Source organism: Shimia sp. R10_1 (assembly GCF_017744095.1).
Classification (GTDB): domain Bacteria; phylum Pseudomonadota; class Alphaproteobacteria; order Rhodobacterales; family Rhodobacteraceae; genus Shimia.
Genome location: NZ_JAGHQX010000001.1, coordinates 387354 through 410545, shown reverse-complemented (window position 1 = coordinate 410545; position 23192 = coordinate 387354). Strand labels below are relative to the sequence as shown.

Genomic DNA, 23192 nt, shown 5'->3' with positions numbered 1-23192 from the left:
ATCGCGTTATTTGTCTGCGACGGATTTGGGCAGCACAGGCGCGCTACGATCTGTGGCCAGCTCTGCATCGGAGAAGGTCCAGGGACCACGCACACCTTTGACGCCGTCGGCTTCGATCACCATCCCGCGCGCTTGGATCTGTGGATCGTTGAGTGTGTCGGCCACTGCGTTGATCGGGCCTGCGGGCACGGTTGCGGCCTCAAGTGCAGCAAGCAGGTCTGCCGCGGACCACTTGGCGGTTTCAGCCTCAATTTCCAGTGTTAGGGCATCGCGATTTGCGACCCGCAGCTGGTTGGTGGCATAGGCCGGGTTGTCGCCAAGGTCGCCTCGGCTGAGCACACCACAAAGCCTTTGGAACTGCCCGTCATTGCCTACGGCAATGATGATGTGGCCATCTGATGTGGGCACCACCTGATAGGGCGCGATGTTGGGGTGGGCGTTGCCTTTGCGCGTCGGGCTTTCGCCGGTGGCAAGGTAATTCATCGCCTGATTGGCCAGAAGCGCGGTTGCACAATCGAGCAGGGACATATCAATATGCTGGCCACGCCCGGTGGTGTGGCGTTGCTCCACAGCGGCGAGAATGCCGATCGTACCATAAAGCCCGGTGACCACATCGGTGACCGCAACGCCCACCTTTTGCGGCTGACGCTCCGGTTCGCCGGTGATGGACATAAGGCCGGACATGCCTTGAATCATGAAGTCATAGCCCGCGCGGCTGGCGTAGGGGCCGGTCTGGCCAAATCCGGTTATAGAGCAATAGATCAGGCGCGGATTGATCTTGGCGAGGCTGTCGTAGTCCAGCCCGTATTTCTGCAGACCGCCAACTTTGAAATTCTCGATCAGAATATCGGCATCTTTGATGAGATCAAGCACCTGCGCGCGGCCTTCCTCGGTGCGGAAATCGGCGACCACCGACGTCTTGCCCCGGTTGGCAGCGTAGAAGTAAGCGGCGGTTGTGTCGCCGTCGCGTTCGATGAAGGGCGGGCCCCATGTGCGTGTGTCATCGCCCTGTGGTGCTTCGACTTTGATCACCTCTGCGCCGAGATCGGCGAGCGATTGGCCAATCCAGGGACCAGCAAGAATGCGTGCAAGTTCAACAACTTTGAGACCGTGTAGTGGGGTCATGGGGCGCCTTTATTATTCAGGACCGATCTGTGGTAGACTGGCTGGAAATGCCGCATTTGCGGCGATGTTGGGACCTTACAATGCGCAGACCGGCTGACAAGGCAACGTCCAAGAATTTTCGCGACGTCGCGGCTTTTTGCGCGCGTCGGCTTGACCTTGGGACACGGCGGCGCATTGTGTGCCCCAACAAAGACAGTCAGAAGCGTCTGTAATCCGGGCGCGAGGAAGGAGATCACATGGCCAAAGATCTGGCGCCGCAGTCCAAACCAGAGTTGGGATCGTTCAATTGGGAAGATCCATTTCTGATCGAAAGCCAGCTTTTGGAAGATGAACGCATGGTGCGCGATGCCGCACGTGCTTATTGCGACGAAAAGCTAATGCCGCGGGTGACTTCTGCCTTTGAAAACGAAGAAACAGATCCCGCGATTTTTGCGGAAATGGGCGCGATGGGGCTTTTGGGCACGACCATCCCTGAAGAATACGGCGGGATCGGATCCAGCTATGTCACCTACGGGCTCGTGGCGCGTGAGGTTGAGCGCGTCGACAGTGGCTATCGCTCTATGATGTCGGTGCAAAGCTCGCTCGTGATGTATCCGATCTATGCTTATGGCAGTGAGGAGCAACGTCAAAAGTATTTGCCTAAGCTTGCCTCTGGCGAATGGATTGGCTGTTTTGGCCTGACGGAGCCGGATGCGGGGTCTGATCCTGCGGGCATGAAAACCACCGCCAAAAAGGTGGATGGCGGCTATGTGTTGCATGGCTCCAAGATGTGGATTTCCAATTCCCCGATTGCGGATGTCTTTGTGGTTTGGGCCAAATCTGAAGCGCATGGTGGCAAGATCCGTGGCTTTGTTCTGGACAAAGGCACCAAAGGTTTGAGCGCGCCAAAGATCGGCCATAAGGCCAGCCTGCGTGCCTCCATCACCGGTGAGATCGTGCTCGACAATGTGGAAGTGTCAGAGGATGCGCTACTGCCGAATGTGGAAGGTCTGAAAGGCCCGTTTGGCTGTTTGAACCGTGCGCGTTATGGCATCGCTTGGGGCGCGATGGGGGCCGCAGAGTATTGCTGGCATGCCGCGCGTCAGTATGGGCTTGACCGCAAGCAGTTCAACAAGCCGCTTGCGCAGACGCAGCTGTTCCAGCTGAAACTGGCGAATATGCAAACAGAGATCACGCTGGGTCTGCAGGCGGCGCTGCGCGTGGGTCGCTTGATGGATGAGGCGGAAGCTGCACCCGAAATGATTTCGCTGATCAAGCGCAATAACTGCGGCAAGGCGCTGGATATCGCACGCATGTCGCGGGACATGCATGGCGGCAATGGCATCAGCCTGGAATTTGGTGTGATCCGCCACATGATCAACCTTGAGACGGTGAACACCTATGAAGGCACCCATGATGTGCATGCGCTGATCCTTGGTCGTGCGCAGACAGGCTTGCAGGCGTTTTTCTAATAATTAACAATTTGTTAATCGGAGAAGTTAAGGCGCGCTACTTTTGGGTGGCGCGCTTTTCCTCGCGCAGCGTTTGTGTTTGGTCGTTGTCTGGCGTTGGGGCTGCGTCTTCCAAAACGACACCAAACAACTCCGCCGCTTGGTTGCGTGTGTAGCGACCGAGACGCACATCTTCGGCCACTAGATCAGGGCTGCGCGACAGGGGATCGCGATAGCCGCCACCACCCGGTGTTTGTACATGTACGCGGTCACCGGGCAACAATGGGATGTCTTGTTCCTTTGAGAGGTGCTCGGGCGTGTGGGCGACCCCGTCGCGCCAGACAGTGACGCGGTTGACCGCACCATCGCCCCCGCCCAGTGCGCCTTGCGGGCCAAAACGGCCGTGGTCCATCACAAAGCTGGCTTTGGCATGGCCGCGGCGCAGCTCGATTTCATAGTCCAGCCCAAAGCCGCCACGCTGCGCGCCAGCGCCGCCGGAGCCCTCATGTAAGGCATAGCGGTGGTAGAGCACCGGATAGGCCTGTTCCATGATTTCAATCGGTGGTGCCTTGGAGATGCCGATGGTGGAACAGCCATTGGTCAGACCATCGTGATCAGCGTTGCCGCCATATCCACCGCCGGAGATCTGATACATCACGTAGTCGCGCCCCTTTGACGGGTCATGGCCGCCCAGCGCGAAATTGCCGCTGGTGCCAGCTGGGGCTGCGGTAACACGCTCTGGCAGCGCTGTGACCAGCGCGGCGAAGACCGCTTCAGCAATGCGTTGTGATACTTCGGCGGCACAGCCAGAGACCGGCCGGGGGTACTGCGCATCCAGAAATGTGTTTTCAATGCCAATCACAGTGAGCGGCGCAAAGGCGCCTGCGTTCATCGGCACCTCGGGGAAGATGTGACGCATGGCGAGATAGACCGCGCTGAGCGTGGTGGCGCGCACGGAATTCATCGGCCCCAAACAGGGCTTGCTGCTGCCTGAGAAATCAAACGTCAGACCCATCTCATCTTTGGTCACGGTCAGCGCGATGGTCAGAGGTGTGTTCACCACGCCATCGCTGTCGACATAGGCGGTCGCGGGGTAGGTGCCGGGGGCGATTTCTGTCAGGCAGGCCAGCATTTGTGTTTTGGCACGGCTGCGCAGCTCAGCGATGGCCTCAGACACTTGCGCGTCGCCATAGCGATCCAGAAGCGCCGTAAGACGCTCCTGACCAACCAGAAGTGCGGCGGCTTGAGCCTGAACATCGCCGATGCGTTGCTCGGCCACGCGGATATTGGATTTGATGATGGCAAAGATCTCCTGATCCAGCTGGCCCCGTTTGAAGAGTTTAACAGGAGGAAGACGCAGGCCCTCTTGCTCCACCGCTGTGGCAGAGGCGGAAAAGCCGCCCGGCACAGCGCCGCCTGTATCGGGCCAATGGCCGGTGTTGGAGAGCCAGCAGAAGATTTTGCCATCCCGAAAGAAAGGCGTGGCAAAGCGCACGTCCATCAGGTGCGTGCCGCCCAGATAAGGGTCGTTGACGATGTAGATGTCGCCGGGCTCTGGCGATGATACCTCGCCAGATGCGATCATCGCGATCAGCGTGCGGGTGGAATATTGCATTGTGCCCACAAACACGGGCAGTCCGGCGTTGCCTTGTGCGATCAGGGCGCCATCCTCTGCGGCGTAGATGCCATCTGAGCGGTCATTGGCTTCCGCGATCACAGGGGAAAAGGCCGCTCGAGAAAAGGTGAGGTCCATTTCGTCACAGACCTGCTGAAGCCCGGCCTGAATGACGGTGAGAGTGATGGGATCAACGTTCATGTGGCACCTGCAATGGTGATGATCAGATTGCCGTCATGATCTGGTGTCACATGGTCACCGGGGGGCACCACAATCGTGGTGTCGAGCTGTTCGATGATGGCGGGACCGATCAGGGTGAAGGTTTCGGGCAGGGAGTCGCGCGCATAGACAGGCGTTGGATGCCATTTGGTGTCAAAGAACACATCGCGGGTGCGGGTCTGGGCGTCTTTAAGCGTGGTTTTGCGTTTGTGGGGGTCAAAGAGCTGGCCCAGGTCGAGCGTTTCGCGCCGGCCAATGACGGAGCAATTGACGTTGACCACTGCCGCCTGAACCTCGTTTAAGTCCACATGAAAGCGCTTGCGATAGACGGCTTCAAACAGGGCTTGCAGATCCTCTGGTGAGGTCGTGGGCTTTGTGAGTGGCACGCGCAACAGATGGGTTTGGCCCACAAATTGCATATCAAGGGAATAGTGGTTCTCGATCTCTGTGGTGGGGATGTTTTCATTGCTTATCAGGTGTTTGCCCTGCGCCTCTTGCGCGGTAAAAATTTCGGCTATTTGGGTTGGCTTGAGTGTTTGTAGCGGCGCGTTGATCGTTTGAACGAAATCGTGGCGCAGGTCCGCAACCACGCAGCCCAGCGCGTTGGTTAGGCCCGGACGGGCAGGCACAAGGACACGCGGTATGTTGAGTTCTTTTGCAAGCGCGCAGGCATGCAGGGGGCCAGCGCCGCCAAAGGCAAAAAGTGCAAAGTCACGTGGATCCGCGCCAAGCGAGAGAGAGACCATGCGAATTGCACCTGCCATCTTGGTATTGGCCACCTGAAGGATGGCCGCCGCCGCTTCGGTTGCTGTCAGATCAAGAGGCTTGCCAATTTGCGTTTCAACGATGTGCTGAACCTTGTTTTCGGTGCCGCCGCTCGACGCGCTGACGCCTTTGGGATCAAGCCGCCCCAGCAACATGTTGGCGTCAGATATTGTGGGATCCGTGCCGCCCAAGCCGTAGCAAATGGGCCCGGGGGTTGCGCCTGCGCTTTGTGGGCCGATGTCGAGCAGGCCGCCGCTGTTGATTCTGGCGATGGAGCCACCACCGGCACCAACGGTGCGCACGTCCACCATGGGGACGTGAATTGGCATCCCGTATTCCACCTCTATTTCATTGGACACCGAAGGGCTTGCATCGCGGATCAGCGCCACATCGGTGGAGGTGCCGCCCATGTCGTAAGTGATGACGTTTGGAATGCCTGCGCGGCGAGCGGTATAGGCGGCCGCCATGACACCGGAGGCGGGCCCCGACATTACGGTTTTGGCCGCTTCCTTGGCCACATGGCGCGCGCTGACCATGCCGCCATTGCCATTCATTACAAGAAGGTCGCCGGGATAGCCTTGTGTGGCGAGTGTGTCAGACAGGCTTTGCACATAGCGTTGAAGAAGAGGTTGCACGCAGGCATTTACAGTCGCCGTCACCCCGCGTTCGTATTCGCGGTTTTCTGACAGCACCTGATGACCGGCCGTGATGTGATCATTGGGCCAAAGCGTCTGAAGTTCGGCAATGGCTTCAAGCTCATGGCGGGGATTGGCGTAGGCGTGCAGGAAATGCACGACAATTGCTTCGCAGCCCGCATCGCGGAGCTGTCGTGCCGCGGCGCGCAGGGCGGTTTTATCCAGAGGAACAAGAACGTTTCCATCGCTGTCCATCCTCTCTGCCACCTCAAGCCTGAGATCTCGGGGAATGAGCGGGACAAAACGGCCGTGCATGCCGTAGGCCTGCGGGCGGGTGCGGCGGCCAAGTTCCAACACGTCGCGAAAACCGGCGGTGGTGATCAATCCTGTGCGGGCTAGGTTACGCTCTAGCAAGGCGTTTGTGGTTGTTGTGGTCCCATGCACGATCAGTGACAGCTCGGATGGTTTGCAGTCTGCCGCGGCCAGTGCGTTCAGAACACCATGTGCCTGGTTTTGAAGTGTGCTTGGCACTTTGGCGAGTTTGATTGCTCCCTCTGCATCCAATGCCACCAGATCCGTGAAAGTACCGCCCACGTCGATCCCTGCCACAGCGGCTTTGGGCCTTTGGGAAGTGTCGGACATGGATCATCCTCCGGTGTCATTTGCACGGCAAATTCGTTTGTATGCAAATGATGGAGGGCGAGGTTGGGGCCTGTCAATCGGCGAGAATCCGAATCGATGCGGTGATGGGTTGGTCTCCCACAACGTAGGCGCGGTGATCATTGGTGGATAATGTGACGCGAATGTCATGCGCGCCGGGAGGCAGAGCGCCAATTGTGGTGGAGGGCTCATAAAGGCGCCCGAGCTTTACGCCATTCAGATAGATATGCCCATGTCCAGTGCCCGGAACATGTGGGCCATCGACAAGATGGGGTGTGAATTCAAATTCGTCAGACAGCACCTGCACGAGCCAGCCATCGCCGGATTTTTCGGCCAAGAGTTCGATGTTTGGTGCAGGTTCGCCTTCGCCGACCTGACAGATGTCGCCAATCCCAAACAGGCCATAATCTGGGGCATCTCCTGTTTCTCTAGGGGCAACAATGCGTGCGCGGGTGTGAACGGTGCCTGCGTTCTCAAACGTCAGGGCAACAGGCAATGTGCGCCCGTCGTCCAAAGCGCCTGAAATACCAGAGAGGGCCACAAACATACCGTCGGCGGCCAAGGCGACACTGCTGTCTGCGGGGATCGCACGACGGCTGTCTGTGCCGCTAAATTGGGCGACGGTCGCCTCTGGAGAGGTGACCGACATCAATCTGTCGGGCGCGCCGCTATTGGCGATGTCCAAAAACACGGCGATTGTGTTTGGCTGAGCCAACAAAGGGCTTGCTGTTGCATTTGTCAGCAAAACGTCCGTGGTTCGGTCTGGTCGCATCAGCGCCCATGATGCGCCAGACGCACAGAGCGCGACCAAACATAGCCCTATGATTTTTCGCGCTTTCATCATGGTATCCTCTCAGTATGATCCGCGCATGTGCTGTCAGATCCTCTCATTCATTTTATCCGTCATTCGCACGGTCGCAAAGGGGGGGCGTGTTCTGGGCGTGGTGGCGCTTTCTGCTGGGAGTGCGCGTGCGCATACCTCTGAAGGCGGCTTTGTGCTGTTGCTGCCAACTGATCTGTACATCGGATCCGGTGTGCTGGCGGTGGCGTTGACGGTTGCAATGCTGCTGATCCTGCCTGAACGGGCGGTTACGTCGTCTTTCTGCTACAAGCGTTTGTGGCAGTCTGGGGCAAAGCCATGGATCAGAAACGCCACGAGTTTACTGTCGGCCATCTGTCTCGCTTGGCTGATCTATGTTGGTCTTGAAGGGCCCCGAGATCCTTTGGCAAATCCGTTGCCACTGACGGTTTGGACGCTTTGGTGGATCGGTTTTGTAGCGATACAAGGGCTGTTTGGGGATCTTTGGCGTTGGGTGAACCCCTGGAGTGGGCCGGTGTGGCTGTTTCGCTGGCTGATCGGCGGCAGCATTGGTGTGCGCTATCCCAGCTGGCTTGGACATTGGGTTGGGATTTTTAGTTTTCTTGCATTGGTCGGGTTTGTTCTGGCCGATGTTGCCCCGTCTGATCCCGCGCGGCTTGCGCGCGTTGTGGCACTGTATTGGGGGCTGACCTTTGCGGGGATGATGGTATTTGGCCCGCGCTGGCGCCTGCGCGCGGATGGTGTGTCGATGATGCTGACACTTTATGCGCGCGTTGGCATGTTCGGACATAAAGGCGGGCGCGTTGCCATTGGATTGAACGGCTGGAAGCTGTTGCATGGGCGCAGGCTTGGCTTTGGCCCCGCCTTGTTGAGCCTGTTGATATTGGGCAGCGGGATCTTTGATGGCCTGAATGAAACCTTCTGGTGGCTTGATCTCTTGGGGTTGAACCCTCTGGAGTTTCCCGGACGATCCGCTGTGGTTTGGCAAACGCTTGGCGGTCTGGTGGTGGCCAATGTCATTTTGGTGTGCTGCTTTGTCGGGGCGCTTTGGCTTGGGTTGAAACTGGGGCGTGTCGACATGGCATTGCGCCAAGCGTTCTGCGTGTTTGCGCCGACGGTTCTGCCCATCGCATTGGGCTATCATTTTGCCCATTACTTCACGAGTTTTCTGGTACAGTCCCAATACGCGCTTGCGGCAGCGAGTGACCCCTGGGCACGGGGGCAAGATCTGTTGGGGTTGGGGACCTTTTATGTCTCAACCGGTTTTTTCAACACTCAGGAAAGTGTCCGCCTTTTGTGGCTTTGTCAGGCGGGCGGCGTGGTGATTGGACATGTCGTTGCACTGTTGTTGGCCCATGCGGTGGCTTTGCGCGCGACCAGAACGCGCGTTGCGCTTACGCAGGCGCCTGTCGCTATCTTTATGATTTATTGCACGTTTCTTGGACTTTGGCTGCTTGCATCGCCGCGCGGCTTCTGACAAAACCGCTCGCCTCTAGACAGAACCGGCATTCATTTGCACTCTAACAAGCATACTGATTGCGGAATTTACGGTCACAACACCATGTGAACACAGGGGGACACACGATGACCAAATCCAAGACTATCAAGCCAGTTTCCACACAAACGACGCGGCGCGGTGCGCTGAAAACTCTGGCGCTTGGCGGGACCGCGGCCGCGACGCTGCCGCTTTGGGCGCGTTATGCTGGGGCGCAAACTGCAGCACCCATCAAGGTTGGTTTTCAGGTGCACCGTACTGGCATTGGTGCAGCATATGGGCGTTGGTATGACCGTACCACGCAGGCAGCGGCAGCATTGATCAATGACCAAGGCGGCATCAATGGGCGCCCAGTTGAAATCGTGGCAGAGGACGACGGGACTGATCCCAAACGCGGCGCAGAGGTGATTGAGAAATTTGCGACGCAGCACAATTGCGACATTGGCTTTGGCACGCTGTTTTCGCATGTGGTGATTGGATCGGCACCGCGTGCGGGTGAGTTGAAGTTGCCATACTTTGTGGTCAGCGAAGGTCACCATGTGGCGAGTGGGATGCTAAACCGCTATACGCTGCAGCCGGGCATCACGGATGTGAAAAGCCAAGTGCAGGCCATGGCGCCGTTTGTGGCCAGCAATCTGGGCAAAAAGGTCACCATGATCTTCCCGGATTTTGCCTTTGGTCATGATCATCGCGACTTCTTCACCGCTGCCATCGAAGCGCAGGGCGGCGAAGTGCTGGAGCAGATTGCCATCCCACCGACGGAAACCTCTTTCACCAAGTACTTCCCGAAAATCCCACGCGACACCGAAGTCATCTATCACGTGATGGTTGGGCCTGCGGTTTTGACTTTTGTGAAAGAGCTTGGCGAGTTTTTTGGCCCACAGCGGCCTGAAATATTTGGATTTATCGACAGTCTTGAGGCAGTCGATATTGGCAGCCCAGGGCTTGAGTTTCTGGAAGGGACCTACTTCTGGGAAGGCAATCCGCGCTATGCGCAGGCGGATCAGTCTCCCTATGACGCGTTTTTCCGCGAGAAAGTGGGTGTCGATTCCAATGGTGCTTCGGTGAATGATCCCAAGGATGTATCGACCTATGCGCATATGTTTGGCTGCTGGGAAACGCTGCATATTGTTAAGGCGGGTATGGAAGCGGCTGGGTATCAAACCACGGCGGATCGCGCCAAACTGATTGAAGCGGTGGAGGCGATGACAGATTTGCCGCACTCCAATGCGCATCCACAAGGCGCAAAGGTGTTTAATGGCAAAACCCACCAAGTGTTTGGGCATCAGTACATTTCCAAAGTGACGGATGGAAAGCTGCTTTTGGTTCATACGACATCTATTGAAGACACTTATTATCCGGATGAGGTGGATTACACCACGCAGCCGCTCTGATCTTAAAAACTCTCTGATCTGAAAAAAACTGTGGTGCGCCAATCACGTGGCGCACCCAAGTATAAGATCCGGCAGGAGCAGTCATGGATTTTGGACCCTATTTGATGCTGGCCACACTTGAGGGCGCGGTGACGGCAGCTGTGCTTGCGCTCACGGCCAGTGGCCTCGCGCTGGTGTTTGGTGTGATGCGTGTTGTGAACGTTGCCCATGGTGAATTTTTTATGCTTGGCGCGGTTCTTGCATGGTGGGTGACGAGCTGGTTCGAAGGGGCAGCGGCGTTTGGATTTGCGTTTGCGATACTGACCGTGCCGCTGATTGTTGGGGCCTTGGCGGCCTTGGCGGATGTGACCGTTTTGAAACGCCTGTCTTACGACCCGGAACGTACCATCGTTGCGACCATTGGTATTCTGTATATTTTACAGCAGGTTACACTTATGACCTACGGCCCGGATGCCCGGCCGGTGACACCACCGTTCAATACGCGATTGGCGCTGCCATGGGTGGAAATGACCGAGACAGGGCTGAGCCTGTATTGGCCATGGGGACTCAGCATAACCAGCTATAAACTCGCAGTTATAGCGGCTGCGACAGTGATATTGCTTGCTTTGTGGATTGTGATGACGCGCAGCAAACTTGGGCTGATGATGCGCGCAACGGAGCAGGATCGCGAAATGGCGCTTGCCTTTGGCATCCCTGTGGAGCGTGTCTATGCGTTGGTTTTTGGTCTGGGCGCAGGGCTTGCTGCCTTGGCTGCGGTGTTGATTGTGCCCATTCAACAGGCGCACTACCTGATGGGCGGCGATCCTCTCTTGTTGAGTTTCATCGTGGTGATTATCGGAGGACTTGGCAGCCTGCCAGGCACCGTGCTCGCTGCGCTGTTGATTGGGTTGTCTGACGGGATCATCTCGGTATTTTTCTCGCCCACCTTGGCGAAAATCTTGGCGACACTGCTTGTGGCTCTTGTGCTGGTGTTTCGACCACAGGGTCTGTTTGGAGCCCGTCGCGCATGACAGCAGATCTGAGGAAAATCATAGGGTTGCATGGCGCTGTTCTTGTAATCCTTTTCGCTGCGCAGTTCTTTCTGCCTGCCTATCATCACGGAAATCTCGCGCGGATTATGGTCTTGGCAACCTATGCGATGGGCTACAATTTGCTGTTTGGCTATACGGGGTTGCTGAGCCTTGGACATGCGCTTTTCTTCGCGGCTGGCCTTTATGGAATGGGGCTTGGCATGACCCAATTCGGTTTGGGCGCGGGCGCAGCCGTGGTGCTTGGCGTAGTGGCGGGAGCGGGTATCGGTGCGTTGATTGGGGCTTTGGCACTTCGGACGGAAGGGGTGGCGTTTATGATCGTCACTTTGATGTTTGCACAGGCTGGGTATCTGATCATTCTTTACTTCGGAAGCTACACGCGTGGCGACGAAGGCTTTGTGATACAACAGGCAGATCGGTTGGTTGCTGGGCTCGATCTTTCTGATCCCACGGTTCGGTATTTTGCAGCATTATCAATATTTTACGCAGCGTTTGTTGTGTTGATGTGGGTGCTGCGTTCGCGTTTTGGTCACGTTTTGATTGCGATCCGTGAAAATGAAGAACGCGCGATGATGCTTGGATATGATGTCCAGCGATATAAGTGGGGCGCTGTTGTGCTCTCTGCCGGGGTTTCGGCGCTGGCGGGCGCAGCTTATGGGGTGTTGTTTGGGTATGTGGGGGCGAGTTTTGCGTCTGTGCAATACTCGATCTTTCCGCTGTTGTGGGTCCTGCTTGGTGGCGCGGGCACGATGCTGGGGCCGTTGGTGGGAACCATCTTTATGTTCTATCTCATAGACTTAAGCTCGGGTGTGACCACCGCCTATATGCTCATTGCTGGCATTGTACTTGTGTGTCTCACACTTTTTGCGCCACAGGGTCTTATGGGCGAGCTGCGCAACCGTTTTTGGAGATGGCTTCCATGAGTTTTCTGAATGCTGAGGGGCTCACCAAACAATTCAACGGCTTGAGAGCCGTTGATGATGTGACACTTGAGGTTCCGAAAGGACAGGTACGTGCGCTGATTGGCCCAAATGGCGCGGGTAAAACCACGCTGGTGGGCCTGTTGTCGGGACGGCTGGCCTGCAGCAGCGGGCGGATTTCTTTTGATGAACGTGACGTCACATCGCTCCCGGCTCACAAGCGCATCGCCTCTGGCATGGCTTATACCTTTCAAATCACATCAATTTTTCCGAGTTTGTCGGTGCATGAAAACGTCGCGCTTGGGGCGAGACGTGTGTTCTCAGACCCCAAAGAAGCGGAAGAGAGGGTCGTTGCTGCACTGCACCGTGTGAGCCTGCTGGAGCGCGCGCACGAAGACGCAGGTGATTTGAGTTATGGGCATCAGCGGCTTCTTGAAATCGCCATGGGGCTGGCGCAGGCGCCTAAGCTGCTGATTTTGGATGAACCGACACAGGGTCTCGCAGATGGAGAGGTTGTCGCCTTTAACAAGCTGATCAATGACCTACGTGGACATACCACTGTGTTGCTGATTGAACATAACATGAATGTCGTTATGGAAGTCGCAGATTTTATTACAGTTTTAAACTTCGGAAAGGTCCTGTTTGAAGGCACACCTGAACAGGTTCAGGCAAGTTCCGCTGTGCAATCTGCGTACTTGGGAGGTGCGGATGCTGAAGCTTGAGGCGGTCAATGCCGGGTACGGCAGAGCGCAGGTGTTGCGCGATGTCTCTTTTGAGGCGCAAGCAGGTGAAATCACCTGTCTTCTGGGCCGCAATGGCGCTGGTAAGACCACCACAATGAAAGCGATCATGGGGGTGTTGCCTTTGATGAGTGGCGCTGTGCGGCTGGGGAAGACAGTGTTGTCAGATCTGCCAGCGCATGTGGTGCCGCGGCACGGCGTGGGCTATGTGCCGCAGGGGCGGCGGCTGTTTGGGGATCTGACAGTGGGTCAGAATCTGGAGGTTGGACGGTTTTCACAATGCGAAAGTGAGAGCACTCTGGAAGAAATACTTCAACTTTTTCCAAGGCTTAGGGAGCGATATGCGCAACGGGCAAACACGTTGAGTGGCGGAGAGCAGCAGATGCTTGCCATGGGCCGTGCGCTGAGCCTGCGGCCCAGTGTGGTGTTGTTGGATGAACCAACTGAAGGGTTACAGCCTTCGATGATTGCCGCCATTCGTGATGTGACAGAAACGCTGCGCGATCAAGGGGTTGCTGTGGTTCTGGTGGAACAGCGGGTGGAAGCGATCTTGGCTTTGGCCGATCGCGCAGCATTGTTGGAAAATGGGCGGATGCGTGGCGTTGTTTCCGGAGAGGCGCTGCGCGATGATCCCACCATTTTGGCGCGTCATCTGGGGGTTTGAGCGCTTTGAGGCGAAGGCAAATACACTGTCGGCATCACGTCGGTATTGCGTTGGTATCGCGACGGTGTGTTGTCGGCCTATACCAGTTTCTTCAAGAGCAAGGTGAAAATCGTTTTTTCAGCGTCGTTCAGAGGTGCGAGTGTGTCCTCGGTGATTTGTGTCGCCATTGGTGCCAGCGCTTCGTAGAGGTCCCATCCTTTGGCTGTGGGTTTCAGCAACACGCGTCGTTGATCTTCGGGGTCAGGTGCGCTGATCACGAGGGCTTTGGTGCGCAGCCGATCCACCACACCTTTGATCGTTGCTGCGTCCATCGCCGTTGCGCGTCCAAGAGCGTTTTGCGAGACCGCGCCCAAGGCACAAAGTTTGGCGAGCGCCGCAAATTGAGTGGGCGTCAGATCGGTGATGCCTTGTGCGAAAATGGCCAAATGGCGTTGCGTGGCGCGGCGCAAAAGAAATCCAACCTGTTCGTCAAGATCATAGGTTTCAGCGGCCGTGAGAGGCGGTAAAGACGTGTCAGATGCGGGCATGAACGCGGCCTATCACTTGGGGTGCAAAAAGCGGCACCCTTTCGGTTTTATTGACACAGCGACCGATCATGGCGCAAAATCTGTTTGTATACCAACAAGATTTTGCGTGCCGTGCCCTGAGGTTTGAGAGGACAGAATGGGGATTTATCACCGCCCAGACAAGTTGAAAGATGCGCTTGCGTTGCTTGAAGACGGTCGGGTGATCATAGCAGCGGGCTGTACAGATCTTTTTGCGGCAACCCAAGCGCAGGCGCTTGGCACTGGGCCTGATGAAGTCATTTTGGATGTGACCGGCTTGAGTGAATTTAGAGGCATTCAGCAGGTTGCGAAAGGGTGGCGGATCGGCGCGGGTGCCAGTTGGAGCGATGTGGTTGCGACACCTTTGCCCGCTGCATTTGACATGTTAAAGCAAGCCGCCCGTCAGGTCGGGGGCGTTCAGGTTCAAAACGCCGGAACTGTTGTGGGCAATATTTGCAATGCCTCCCCGGCGGCTGATGGCATCCCTCCGCTCTTGGCACTGGACGCGGAAGTCGAGCTTTTGCGGCCGGGTGGTGTTCGACGTATGGCTTTGGTGGATTTTGTGACGGGGCCGCGTGCAACTGCGCGCAAAGGAGATGAGCTGGTCAGCGCTATCTTGGTGCCGCATTGCAGTGCGACCGGGGCAAGTGCATTTGAAAAGCTTGGCAGCCGGAGCCATTTGGTGATTTCGGTTGCGATGGTTGCAGCGCGTCTAGAGATATCTGAGGGCCATGTTGCCGGTGCAGCTGTTGCAGTGGGGGCCTGTAGCCCGGTTGCGATGCGGCTGCCATTGCTTGAGGCCGCGCTGATCGGTGCGCCGATTGCGGATTTGTCGCGGGCGATAAGCGACAGTGATTTCGCAGATATTTTGCAGCCTATCTCGGACATTCGAGGCAGCGCGGCCTATCGTTTGGAGGCGGTGCCAGAATTGGTGCGCCGGGCGGTGCTTGCGGCGGCGTCGGGGCCTTTGCAATGATCCGACTTAAGGTGAACGGCGTGGCGCATGAGGTGGTTGCCGCCCCCGGGCAGCGCCTTTCGGATGTGTTGCGCAATGATTTGGCGCTGATCGGAACCAAAGTGGGCTGCGATGCAGGCGATTGCGGCGCTTGCACGGTTTTGCTCGATGGGAAAGCGGTTTGTGCCTGTCTGACCCCGGTTGCGCAGACGCTGGGGCGCCAAATTGAAACCATAGAGGGGATGCAGAGACCGGGGCCAAGTGCCTTGCAGCGCGCATTTTTACGACATGGCGCGGCGCAATGTGGCATTTGCACCCCTGGCATGGTGATGGCGGCAGAAGCGCTGTTGCGCAAAGACAGCCGCCCGGATCGGCGCGCGGTAGAGACCGCGCTTGGCGGGGTTTTGTGCCGATGCACGGGCTACGCCAAGATCGTGGATGCTGTGCTGGATGCCGCCGGGAGTGGCGCGGGGCCTGAGCCGGATGCGGCGGCGTCTGTTGGGGCGCGTGTGGAGCGGCTTGATGGCGTGGCAAAGGTGCTGGGATCGGAGCGCTTTGGCGCAGATGATCTGCCGCAAGATGCGCTTTGGGTGCGGGCAATCCGCAGCCCTCATGCAGCGGCCGAGTTTGCGTTCGGCGATCTGGAAGCTTGGGCGGCAGCCCATGACGTTCAGGTGTTTACTGCTGCAGATATTCCGGGCCGCAATGAGACTGGGGTGATCCCTGCGTTTGTGGATCAGCCTGCACTGGCGGAAGGGCGGGTGCGTTTTACCGGTGAGGCGGTCGCCTTGGTTGCGGGTAGGCGTGAGGCGGTGCTGGCGCTGGATTTTGCCAAAGCGCCTGTGCGCTGGACGCCTGGCAGCGCGCTGTTGGAGGTGCAGAAGGCGCGCGCAGAGGGTGCTGCGCAGCTTCATGAGAGGCGGCCTGACAATTTGCTGATTGCGGGGGCTGTACGGTGCGGTGATGCGGCTCAGGCGGTTTCGGATGCTGCACATGTCGTCTCTGGATCCTTTGTAACCAGCCACGTGGAACATGCCTATATTGAGCCTGAGGCTGGTGTGGCCTGGATGGAGGGCGATGTCCTGAACATTCGCGCCTGCACGCAGGCACCGGTTTTGGACCGCGATGAGACCGCGAAGATTTTGGGGCTGGCGGAAGAAAAGCTGCGCATAAGGCCAGCGGCGACCGGTGGCGGTTTTGGCGCAAAGCTTGATTTGTCTGTGCAGCCCCTGATCGGGTTGGTGACGCTGCTGACGGGGAAGCCAAGCGTGATGGTCTATAGCCGGGCAGAAAGCATGCGCGCGTCGACAAAGCGCCATCCCGCGCAGATGGGGGCCTCGCTGGCTGCGGATGCAGAGGGGCGGCTGACCGGTATGTTGTTTGATGGCGATTTTGACACGGGCGCCTATGCAAGCTGGGGGCCGACCGTTGCGGTGCGTGTGCCGGTGCATGCCAGTGGGCCTTATGCGGTGCCAAACTACGCCGCAGAGGCCCGGGCAATCCACACCAATGGGCCGATTGCTGGGGCGTTTCGCGGCTTTGGTGTGCCGCAGGCGGCGGTTTTGCAGGAGACCTTGCTGGACGATTTGGCGCGCAAGTTGGCAATGGATCGGCTCGCAATCAGGCGGAAGAACGCATTGCGTGAGTCGGACCTGACTGTTTGTGGGCAAACAGTGCAGGGCGTGGGAATTGGTGCATGCCTCGCGTCGCTGCAGCCACGCTGGGATGCGGCGCAGATCGAGGTTGCTGATTTCAATGCGCGCAACGCTGGCACGAAGCGGGGTATCGGCGTTGCCAGCTGCTGGTATGGCTGCGGGAACACGGCGCTGCCGAACCCTTCGACCATGCGCATTGGGATCACGGCGGAGGGGCGTATTCGCCTGCATCAGGGGGCGATGGATATTGGGCAGGGGTCCAATACGGTGATTGCACAGATTGCGGCCGATGCTGTCGGGCTGCCGGTGCATCAGTTGGATCTGGTAGATGCAGATACCGCGCTGACGCCGGATTGTGGCAAAACCTCTGCAAGTCGGCAAACCGTGGTGAGCGGCAAAGCGGCGCTATTGGCGGGGCAGGCGCTGCGCACTCAGATTTTGCAGATGGCCAATATGGGGTCAGGTGCCAGTCTGACATTGGCGGCGGGGCAGTTGCGCATCGCTGAAGCGGGCGAGGTGCGGGCGATTGATCTTTCCGCATTGCCGGTCGGGGCGGAAGGCTATGTGCTCATGGTGCAGGAAACCTATGATCCGCCCACGGCGGCGCTCGATGAAAACGGGCAGGGCGTGCCTTATGCGGTTTATGGCTATGGCGCGCAGCTGGCAGAAGTTGAAGTAGACTTGGCGCTTGGCACGGTGCAGGTGCGGAAGATCACGGCGGCACACGATCTGGGGCGCGTGATCAATCCATTGCTTGCTGAAGGGCAGATCGAAGGCGGGATCGCGCAGGGTCTGGGCATGGCGTTGATGGAAGAGTTTGTGCCGGGGCGCACGGAAAATCTGCACGATTATCTGATTCCGACCATCGGTGACATGCCGGAGGTGGTGTCTCACCTGATTGAGGTGCCGGACCCAGAAGGGCCGATGGGGGCAAAGGGGTTGGGCGAACATGTTCTGATCCCGACGGCACCGGCGATTTTAAACGCGATTACGGATGCCTGTGGGGCGCGGATCACGAAATTGCCTGCCAGACCAGATCGGGTTTTGGCGGCGATCAAGGCGGCGCGCAGACACGGAGGATAGGATGACACAGGCATCGGGCAAAGCAGGACGTGTGCGGGAGCAAAAGATCCGCTGCGATGCCTGCCCGGTGATGTGTTATATCGGAGAGGGCAAGATTGGCGCTTGTGACCGCTATGCCAATCATGGCGGTGAAATCGTGCGCTGTGATCCGTTGACGGTGCTGGATCGGACGGTGGCGCAGGGTGGAGATGTGCGCCCGTTTCTGGGGCGTGACTGGCATGATGGGCTGTCTACCGAGGATCTATTTGTCACTGCCGTTGGTGCGGGCACCACCTATCCCGACTATAAGCCCGCACCGTTTCTGGCGAGCCGCGAAGTGGATGGCGCGGATTTTGTGACCGTGGTGACGGAGGCGATTTTTTCCTATTGCGGCGTCAAGGTGAAGATCGACACAGATCGACACTTGGGGCGTGAGGGGGCTGTGATCCGCCATCAGGGCGAGGCTGTGGGGCTGATGATCACCAGCGAATATGGCTCTCAGATGATGAGCCTTGGCGGTGTGGATCATCTGACCGGAGGCAGCAAGGCGGAAGGTCGCGTGACCTGTGATGTGCTGTTGCGGCTGCTCAATCGAGAGGCTGTCACACTGACAGTGGAGGATGGTGCGGAGATTGTGGTGCAGGCTGGCAAAGCGCCGATTGTGGATGGGCTGCGCGAAGAGCGAATGCGAGTGGGCTGCGGCTCTGCCACCATAGGGATGTTCGCGAGCCAATGGTACGGCCTGGTGGATGAAGTGGTGGTGGTGGATGACCACATTACTGGCGTCGTCAGTGAGCATCAGGCGGGCAAGGTGCTGGGCTGGCCTGACACGGGCATTCGTATCAAAGGGCGGCGGAGCACCCCGGGGCGCTATTTTCAGGTGGCAGAGCCTGGGCGCGGTTGGGGTGGGACAGATATAGAGGACCCACTGTCGATCCTTGGGCCGTGGCTGGCGAAGAAAGGAGCGCGTGAGGGGCTGACATTGTTGATGGTTTCCACAACGGGAGAACATGCCGCGTATTATGAACTCGACGCGCAATTGGTGCCGCAAGAAAGGCCGATGCCGGCGCGGATAAAGCCGTCGGTGGCGTTGATTGCGGAGAATTGTGAACCTGCCCTTTGCACGGTGATGTTCATGGGCGGTGCGGGTGGCTCATTGCGTTCAGGCGTCACGCGCAATCCGGTGAAGCTGACAGAAGCCGTGCAGGCCGGACGCGCCGAGGTGACGGTGGGCGGGGCAAAGTCTTATGTTTGGCCGGGGGGCGGGATCACCCTTATGGCGGATGTGATGCAGACGCCAAAAGGGGCATTTGGCATGGTGCCCACGCCTGCGATTGTCGCGCCGTTGGAGTTTACCGTTTTAAAACAAGAGTATGAGGCACTTGGCGGGCATACGGAGGCGGTGCGCGATGTGATCGATATTTTGCAAAGCGGCGGGTTTTATGCGCGGGACAGTCAGGTGATTTTTCCGCAAGAGCGCAAGCAATGATGGATGGACCGCAGGTCACATGGTTGCCCGATGGACGGCGGCTGCATATGCACCACGGGCCCATTGATTTGATCCTTGAAATTTGGGGGGACGGGCGTGCGCAGGGCTTTCGTGCGGCGGCGCTACGTTTTGAAACGGTTTTGCAGGAATTGGTGGATGAGCTGCCGAAACTGCGCCGGCCTGTTGAGCCGTATAGCTGTTTCACTGGGCGAATGGCGCAAAAGATGCAGAGCGCTGCGCGGATGGGCATGCCAGATTTTGTGACCCCTATGGCCGCGGTTGCCGGAGCTGTGGCGGATGAAATTGCCCGCGTGATTGCTGAGGTGCCGGATGTGTCCCGTGCCTATGTGAACAATGGTGGCGATGTGGCGCTGGTGTTGACAGAGGGGCAAAGCCTACGCGCGACGGTGGCAGGGGCAGATGCGGAGGTGACCATTCATGCGGATGATCCGATCCGAGGGGTGGCAACGTCTGGGTGGCGGGGGCGCAGCCTGTCGCTGGGAGTCGCGGATGCGGTGACGGTTCTGTCGCGCACGGCAGCGGAAGCGGATGTGGCGGCAACACTGATCGCCAATCACGTGGATGTTCCGCGCCATCCGCTGGTGCGGCGTGCGCCTGCCTGTGATGTGCGTGAGGGGAGCGATCTGGGCGCTCGTCTTGTCACTGTGGGCGTTGCGCCGTTACCAGCAACGGATGTTGCGGAGGCTTTGGCGCGGGGTGTGCAATATGCAGAGGGGCTTTCCCAGCAGTTCCCGCTTGCAGGTGTCTATCTGCATGTACAGGGGCAAGCCCGCGTGGTTGGCTCAGCTTTCCTTCATCACGCGTGCGAGGGCGCAGAACTGCTCTAGGGAGACCTGTTCGGCACGTTCGGTTGGCTGGATGCCTGCTGCGAGCAGACGATCTTCGATATCAGGGGCCTGACCCTTGAGCGCGGCACGCAGCATTTTACGCCGCTGATTGAAAGCAGCGGCCACAATGCGTGACAGCATGTCTGCGTCGGCAGGGTAACGCGGCTCTTCCAGCGCGGTCAGATGCACCACGGCGGAGTGCACTTTTGGTGGCGGTGAAAACGCGCCGGGCGGCAAAGACATCACGATATTGGCGTTGGCGCGCCACTGGGCAAGGATGGCAAGACGACCGTAGGCTTTGGAGCCCGGTTGAGCCGTGATCCGTTCGGCCACTTCGCGCTGAAACATCAGGGTGAGGCTTTGCCAAAAAGGTGGCCATTCCTTGGGCGTAAGCCAGCGCACTAAAAGTTCGGTTCCTACATTGTAGGGCAGGTTGGCCGCCACGCGAATGGGGGGGGTCAGATGCGCCAGAGGATCGATTTCAAGTGCATCGCCATTGATCACCTGAAGTTGGCCGGGGTAGGCGGCTTCGATCTCGGCAAGCGCGGGGATGCAGCGATCATCTTTCTCAATCGCGAGGACACGGCGCGCGCCCTCGGCCAGCAGGCCGCGTGTGAGGCCACCGGGGCCGGGGCCAATTTCCAGCACGTCGCATTCGGTGAGATCCCCAGCACGGCGCGCAATTTTGGCGGTGAGGTTGAGATCCAGAAGAAAATTCTGCCCCAGTGATTTGCGCGCAGACAGACCGTGGGTGTCGATCACCTGACGCAGCGGAGGAAGATCATCAATGGCGCTCATGGCTCATCACCTGTTTGGTTGCGCGGACGTGCCGCGAGTTTGGCCTTGGGCGGGGATATGTTTCCCCCTGTGACGCGTCAAGCGCTTTGTGGGGCGCTTTCAGCCATGCGCGCCGCCATGCGCAGCGCGGCGATGGTGCTGGATGGATTGGCCTGACCGGTGCCTGCGATGTCAAAAGCTGTGCCATGATCCGGCGAGGTGCGGATAAAAGGCAGGCCAAGGGTGACATTCACGCCGCCATCAAAATCCAACGTCTTGATCGGGATCAGCGCCTGATCGTGGTAGGCGCAGATTGCCACATCATAGCGCGCACGGGCATCAGCGTGGAACATGGTGTCCGCAGGCAGAGGGCCCGCAATGTCAAAGCCTTCAGTACGCAGTTTTTCCAGAACAGGCGCAATCACGCTGGCGTCTTCATGGCCCATTGCGCCGCCTTCGCCCGCGTGTGGGTTAAGACCTGCCACGGCGATCCGAGGCGCGGTGAGGCCAAACTGATTTGAAAGACCTTTGGCAGTGATGCGAATGGTCTCTTCGAGCAATTCTGGCGTGAGCGCGGCAGGCACTTCGGAGACCGGAATATGGATGGTGGTGGGCACAACGCGCAGCATGTCAGAGGCCAGCATCATCACCACATCGTTCACGCCACCAAGATCCGCCAGAAACTCGGTGTGGCCGGGATAGGCAAAATCAGCGCCGTCTTTGAGCGCCTTCTTGTGAATTGGCAAAGTGCAAACCGCGCTGGCGCTGCCAGACATGGCCATATCAACGGCTTGTGAAATCACGTCGATCACGCCTTCGGCGTTTTCAGGATCGGCCTGACCGGGGGTGCGCGGCGCGCCAAAGGGGTGTGGGAAAACGGGCAAGGCATCCGGCAGCACGGCACCTGCCTGTGACGGATCGTCAATCATCTGATGTGGCACGGTGCCCGGCAGATGATCTGGATCCGCGATCAGGAAAAACGCCAGCTCCTCTTTGAGTGCCAGCCAGGCCTTTTCTGCGATCTCCAGCCCAATACCACCGGGCTCACCACAGGTGAGCGCGATGGGGGCAGATTGTGCCCGTTGGTTCATTTTTCAATGATACGCGCTTGCGCACGCAGCTGGCTGAGATAGCTGTTGGCGTAGCTTTCCAGACGTTGGTTGCGCAGCGCCTGCGCCACATCTTCGCGCGACAGCTCTTCGGCCAATTGCGCAGTACGCCCGCAGAGCATGAGCACCATAAGGTTCTGCCCGTCTGCGGAGGTCAGATTTGTGGACACTTCGTTGTCGTCAAGCTTGGCGAGTTCGATGGCCACATCTTTGGGGATGTCACTTGGCGGCAAGGTTTCGCGGACAAGAAATTCCGCAGGCTCGTCCTGTGCGATGGCAAAAAGATCGTCGCAGCGATCAAGGTTGCCCGCGAGTTCGTTGGCCTGCGCAAGGGTTTCTTCTGTGCGCCCACCGGGAATGAAATACATCATGTAGTCAATGGCCGAGTAGGTCGGCGTGGAGCGTCCGGTTTCAGCCACATCACGCAACTGGAACAGGGCGACCGCGTTTTGCAATGGCAAGGGGCGGGTCACTTCTCCCGGCCGCAGCGCGGTGACCACTGGCCGCAGTTCGGCGGGCAGATTGGTCACATTCATCCAGTCAACGCGACCACCACTCTCTTTGGTGGCAGATGCAGAATAGGTACGCGCGGCGTTTTCAAAACTCTCAAAGCTGCGAATTTCGGAGAGTTGCTCCGCCAAGCCAAGTACCTGTCGTTGATTTTGCGGTGTGACGGGGATGATGATTTCATTGAGCAGCACGCGCACACCGCCAGAGCCGCTGTTTTGAGCGATAGCGCGATCGATTTCTTCTTCGCTGACCTGTGCGTTGCCGCCAAACCGAGACTGGATGACGCCGCGCCAGGTGATGTTCGAAATGATGAAATCGCGCAGGGTCTCTTCGTCGATGCCGGCGCCGACAAGTGCCTCAATGAGATCGCCGGCTTCCATGTTGACGCGGGCTGCAAAGGCATCAAGGCCGTTCTGAATACCCTCATCTGACGCGGCAATGCCGGTGAGGCGTGCAGCCTGGAGTTTCAGGCGGTCCTCGATCAACTGTTCGCGCGCCAGCTTTCCAGGATCTCCCGGGGCGTTCATGATGGTCAAGAGGCGCGCGCGCTGATCTAATTCGTAGTAGCTGACTGCAGAGTCATTCACCAAAATTGCGGGGCTGAAAGCACTTTGTGCAACGGCCGCATTGTTGAGAACTGTCACTGCCGCAATTGCGCTGGTGAGAGAGGCGCAGCTGCGCAGAAGGGAGCGGATGAAAGGGCGTCGCGTCATGAGAGTGTCGTCTTCC

General features: G+C 58.3%; 19 protein-coding genes. 11 read left to right on the top strand and 8 right to left on the bottom strand.

Annotated elements, in window-relative coordinates:
• Positions 1-6: 6 nt before the first annotated feature.
• A complete protein-coding gene (locus J7413_RS01925) occupies positions 7-1125 on the bottom strand; it encodes a CaiB/BaiF CoA-transferase family protein (RefSeq protein WP_209095843.1) in 1119 nt (372 codons plus the stop codon).
• 236 nt (positions 1126-1361) lie between these two features.
• On the opposite strand from J7413_RS01925, the gene J7413_RS01920 reads away from it, so the two are divergent.
• Positions 1362-2576 carry an acyl-CoA dehydrogenase gene (locus J7413_RS01920; protein WP_209095841.1) on the top strand — a complete coding sequence of 405 codons (1215 nt, stop codon included), beginning with the start codon at positions 1362-1364 and terminating at the stop codon, positions 2574-2576.
• Between the two features lie 37 nt (positions 2577-2613).
• Here J7413_RS01920 and J7413_RS01915 read toward each other — a convergent pair whose 3' ends face one another.
• The 3 genes from J7413_RS01915 to J7413_RS01905 all read right to left on the bottom strand — a co-directional run bounded on the left by J7413_RS01915 (position 2614) and on the right by J7413_RS01905 (position 7221).
• Positions 2614-4371, bottom strand: coding sequence for a hydantoinase B/oxoprolinase family protein (locus J7413_RS01915; protein ID WP_209095840.1), 1758 nt, complete (start codon positions 4369-4371; stop codon positions 2614-2616).
• On the bottom strand, positions 4368-6431 hold the full coding sequence (locus tag J7413_RS01910) for a hydantoinase/oxoprolinase family protein (protein ID WP_209095839.1): 2064 nt from the start codon (positions 6429-6431) through the stop codon (positions 4368-4370). Before J7413_RS01910 ends, J7413_RS01915 begins: the two co-directional genes overlap by 4 nt.
• Before the next feature lie 73 nt (positions 6432-6504).
• Positions 6505-7221, bottom strand: coding sequence for a copper chaperone PCu(A)C (locus J7413_RS01905; protein WP_209095838.1), 717 nt, complete (start codon positions 7219-7221; stop codon positions 6505-6507).
• A 49-nt stretch (positions 7222-7270) separates the two neighbouring features.
• Between J7413_RS01905 and J7413_RS01900 the strand changes: the two genes are divergently transcribed.
• The 6 genes from J7413_RS01900 (at position 7271) to J7413_RS01875 (ending at position 13513) form a co-directional block, all read left to right on the top strand.
• Entirely contained in the window at positions 7271-8746 is a 1476-nt protein-coding gene (locus J7413_RS01900; RefSeq protein WP_247743281.1) for a hypothetical protein, read from the top strand.
• A gap of 107 nt (positions 8747-8853) precedes the next feature.
• Complete coding sequence (locus J7413_RS01895; protein WP_209095837.1) at positions 8854-10158, top strand: ABC transporter substrate-binding protein; 1305 nt, start codon at positions 8854-8856, stop codon at positions 10156-10158.
• Between the two features lie 83 nt (positions 10159-10241).
• Positions 10242-11168 carry a branched-chain amino acid ABC transporter permease gene (locus tag J7413_RS01890; RefSeq protein ID WP_209095836.1) on the top strand — a complete coding sequence of 309 codons (927 nt, stop codon included), beginning with the start codon at positions 10242-10244 and terminating at the stop codon, positions 11166-11168.
• Positions 11165-12112, top strand: coding sequence for a branched-chain amino acid ABC transporter permease (locus tag J7413_RS01885; RefSeq protein WP_209095835.1), 948 nt, complete (start codon positions 11165-11167; stop codon positions 12110-12112). Before J7413_RS01890 ends, J7413_RS01885 begins: the two co-directional genes overlap by 4 nt.
• Positions 12109-12831 (top strand): ABC transporter ATP-binding protein, encoded by a 723-nt coding sequence (locus J7413_RS01880; protein ID WP_209095834.1) that lies wholly within the window; start codon positions 12109-12111, stop codon positions 12829-12831. The genes J7413_RS01885 and J7413_RS01880 overlap by 4 nt, the downstream gene beginning before the upstream one ends.
• A complete protein-coding gene (locus tag J7413_RS01875; protein ID WP_209095832.1) occupies positions 12818-13513 on the top strand; it encodes an ABC transporter ATP-binding protein in 696 nt (231 codons plus the stop codon). Before J7413_RS01880 ends, J7413_RS01875 begins: the two co-directional genes overlap by 14 nt.
• Positions 13514-13590: 77 nt before the next feature.
• Here the strand turns inward: J7413_RS01875 and J7413_RS01870 are convergent, their stop codons facing one another.
• A complete protein-coding gene (locus J7413_RS01870) occupies positions 13591-14040 on the bottom strand; it encodes a MarR family transcriptional regulator (RefSeq protein WP_209095829.1) in 450 nt (149 codons plus the stop codon).
• 136 nt (positions 14041-14176) lie between these two features.
• Between J7413_RS01870 and J7413_RS01865 the strand changes: the two genes are divergently transcribed.
• From J7413_RS01865 to J7413_RS01850, 4 genes are read left to right on the top strand one after another with little or no spacing between them, the layout of a single operon-like run.
• The gene (locus J7413_RS01865; RefSeq protein WP_209095828.1) at positions 14177-15034 is read left to right on the top strand and encodes an FAD binding domain-containing protein; all 858 of its coding nucleotides are present in this window, start codon (positions 14177-14179) and stop codon (positions 15032-15034) included.
• A complete protein-coding gene (locus tag J7413_RS01860; protein WP_209095827.1) occupies positions 15031-17751 on the top strand; it encodes a molybdopterin cofactor-binding domain-containing protein in 2721 nt (906 codons plus the stop codon). Before J7413_RS01865 ends, J7413_RS01860 begins: the two co-directional genes overlap by 4 nt.
• A 1-nt stretch (position 17752) precedes the next feature.
• On the top strand, positions 17753-19219 hold the full coding sequence (locus tag J7413_RS01855; RefSeq protein WP_209095823.1) for a 6-hydroxynicotinate reductase: 1467 nt from the start codon (positions 17753-17755) through the stop codon (positions 19217-19219).
• On the top strand, positions 19216-20067 hold the full coding sequence (locus J7413_RS01850; RefSeq protein ID WP_247743280.1) for a UPF0280 family protein: 852 nt from the start codon (positions 19216-19218) through the stop codon (positions 20065-20067). Before J7413_RS01855 ends, J7413_RS01850 begins: the two co-directional genes overlap by 4 nt.
• On the opposite strand, the gene rsmA is transcribed toward J7413_RS01850, so the two are convergent.
• The 3 genes from rsmA to J7413_RS01835 all read right to left on the bottom strand — a co-directional run bounded on the left by rsmA (position 20023) and on the right by J7413_RS01835 (position 23176).
• Positions 20023-20865 (bottom strand): 16S rRNA (adenine(1518)-N(6)/adenine(1519)-N(6))-dimethyltransferase RsmA, encoded by an 843-nt coding sequence (rsmA, locus tag J7413_RS01845; protein ID WP_209095821.1) that lies wholly within the window; start codon positions 20863-20865, stop codon positions 20023-20025. The two genes, J7413_RS01850 and rsmA, sit on opposite strands and share 45 nt — an antisense overlap.
• A 77-nt stretch (positions 20866-20942) precedes the next feature.
• Positions 20943-21935, bottom strand: coding sequence for a 4-hydroxythreonine-4-phosphate dehydrogenase PdxA (gene pdxA, locus J7413_RS01840; protein WP_209095819.1), 993 nt, complete (start codon positions 21933-21935; stop codon positions 20943-20945).
• Positions 21932-23176 carry a peptidylprolyl isomerase gene (locus J7413_RS01835; RefSeq protein ID WP_209095818.1) on the bottom strand — a complete coding sequence of 415 codons (1245 nt, stop codon included), beginning with the start codon at positions 23174-23176 and terminating at the stop codon, positions 21932-21934. Before J7413_RS01835 ends, pdxA begins: the two co-directional genes overlap by 4 nt.
• Between the last annotated feature and the right edge of the window lie 16 nt (positions 23177-23192).

What these genes read in the sequence shown, in the direction of transcription:
- J7413_RS01865 (WP_209095828.1), top strand. Translation starts at nt 14,177, where the DNA reads ATGGGGATTTATCACCGCCCAGACAAGTTGAAAGATGCGCTTGCGTTG.
- J7413_RS01885 (WP_209095835.1), top strand. Translation starts at nt 11,165, where the DNA reads ATGACAGCAGATCTGAGGAAAATCATAGGGTTGCATGGCGCTGTTCTT.
- J7413_RS01890 (WP_209095836.1), top strand. Translation starts at nt 10,242, where the DNA reads ATGGATTTTGGACCCTATTTGATGCTGGCCACACTTGAGGGCGCGGTG.
- rsmA (WP_209095821.1), bottom strand. Translation starts at nt 20,865, where the DNA reads ATGAGCGCCATTGATGATCTTCCTCCGCTGCGTCAGGTGATCGACACC.
- J7413_RS01855 (WP_209095823.1), top strand. Translation starts at nt 17,753, where the DNA reads ATGACACAGGCATCGGGCAAAGCAGGACGTGTGCGGGAGCAAAAGATC.
- J7413_RS01905 (WP_209095838.1), bottom strand. Translation starts at nt 7,221, where the DNA reads ATGCGACCAGACCGAACCACGGACGTTTTGCTGACAAATGCAACAGCA.
- J7413_RS01850 (WP_247743280.1), top strand. Translation starts at nt 19,216, where the DNA reads ATGATGGATGGACCGCAGGTCACATGGTTGCCCGATGGACGGCGGCTG.
- J7413_RS01875 (WP_209095832.1), top strand. Translation starts at nt 12,818, where the DNA reads ATGCTGAAGCTTGAGGCGGTCAATGCCGGGTACGGCAGAGCGCAGGTG.
- J7413_RS01895 (WP_209095837.1), top strand. Translation starts at nt 8,854, where the DNA reads ATGACCAAATCCAAGACTATCAAGCCAGTTTCCACACAAACGACGCGG.
- pdxA (WP_209095819.1), bottom strand. Translation starts at nt 21,935, where the DNA reads ATGAACCAACGGGCACAATCTGCCCCCATCGCGCTCACCTGTGGTGAG.
- J7413_RS01900 (WP_247743281.1), top strand. Translation starts at nt 7,271, where the DNA reads ATGATTTTTCGCGCTTTCATCATGGTATCCTCTCAGTATGATCCGCGC.
- J7413_RS01870 (WP_209095829.1), bottom strand. Translation starts at nt 14,040, where the DNA reads ATGCCCGCATCTGACACGTCTTTACCGCCTCTCACGGCCGCTGAAACC.
- J7413_RS01880 (WP_209095834.1), top strand. Translation starts at nt 12,109, where the DNA reads ATGAGTTTTCTGAATGCTGAGGGGCTCACCAAACAATTCAACGGCTTG.
- J7413_RS01920 (WP_209095841.1), top strand. Translation starts at nt 1,362, where the DNA reads ATGGCCAAAGATCTGGCGCCGCAGTCCAAACCAGAGTTGGGATCGTTC.
- J7413_RS01925 (WP_209095843.1), bottom strand. Translation starts at nt 1,125, where the DNA reads ATGACCCCACTACACGGTCTCAAAGTTGTTGAACTTGCACGCATTCTT.
- J7413_RS01910 (WP_209095839.1), bottom strand. Translation starts at nt 6,431, where the DNA reads ATGTCCGACACTTCCCAAAGGCCCAAAGCCGCTGTGGCAGGGATCGAC.
- J7413_RS01915 (WP_209095840.1), bottom strand. Translation starts at nt 4,371, where the DNA reads ATGAACGTTGATCCCATCACTCTCACCGTCATTCAGGCCGGGCTTCAG.
- J7413_RS01860 (WP_209095827.1), top strand. Translation starts at nt 15,031, where the DNA reads ATGATCCGACTTAAGGTGAACGGCGTGGCGCATGAGGTGGTTGCCGCC.
- J7413_RS01835 (WP_209095818.1), bottom strand. Translation starts at nt 23,176, where the DNA reads ATGACGCGACGCCCTTTCATCCGCTCCCTTCTGCGCAGCTGCGCCTCT.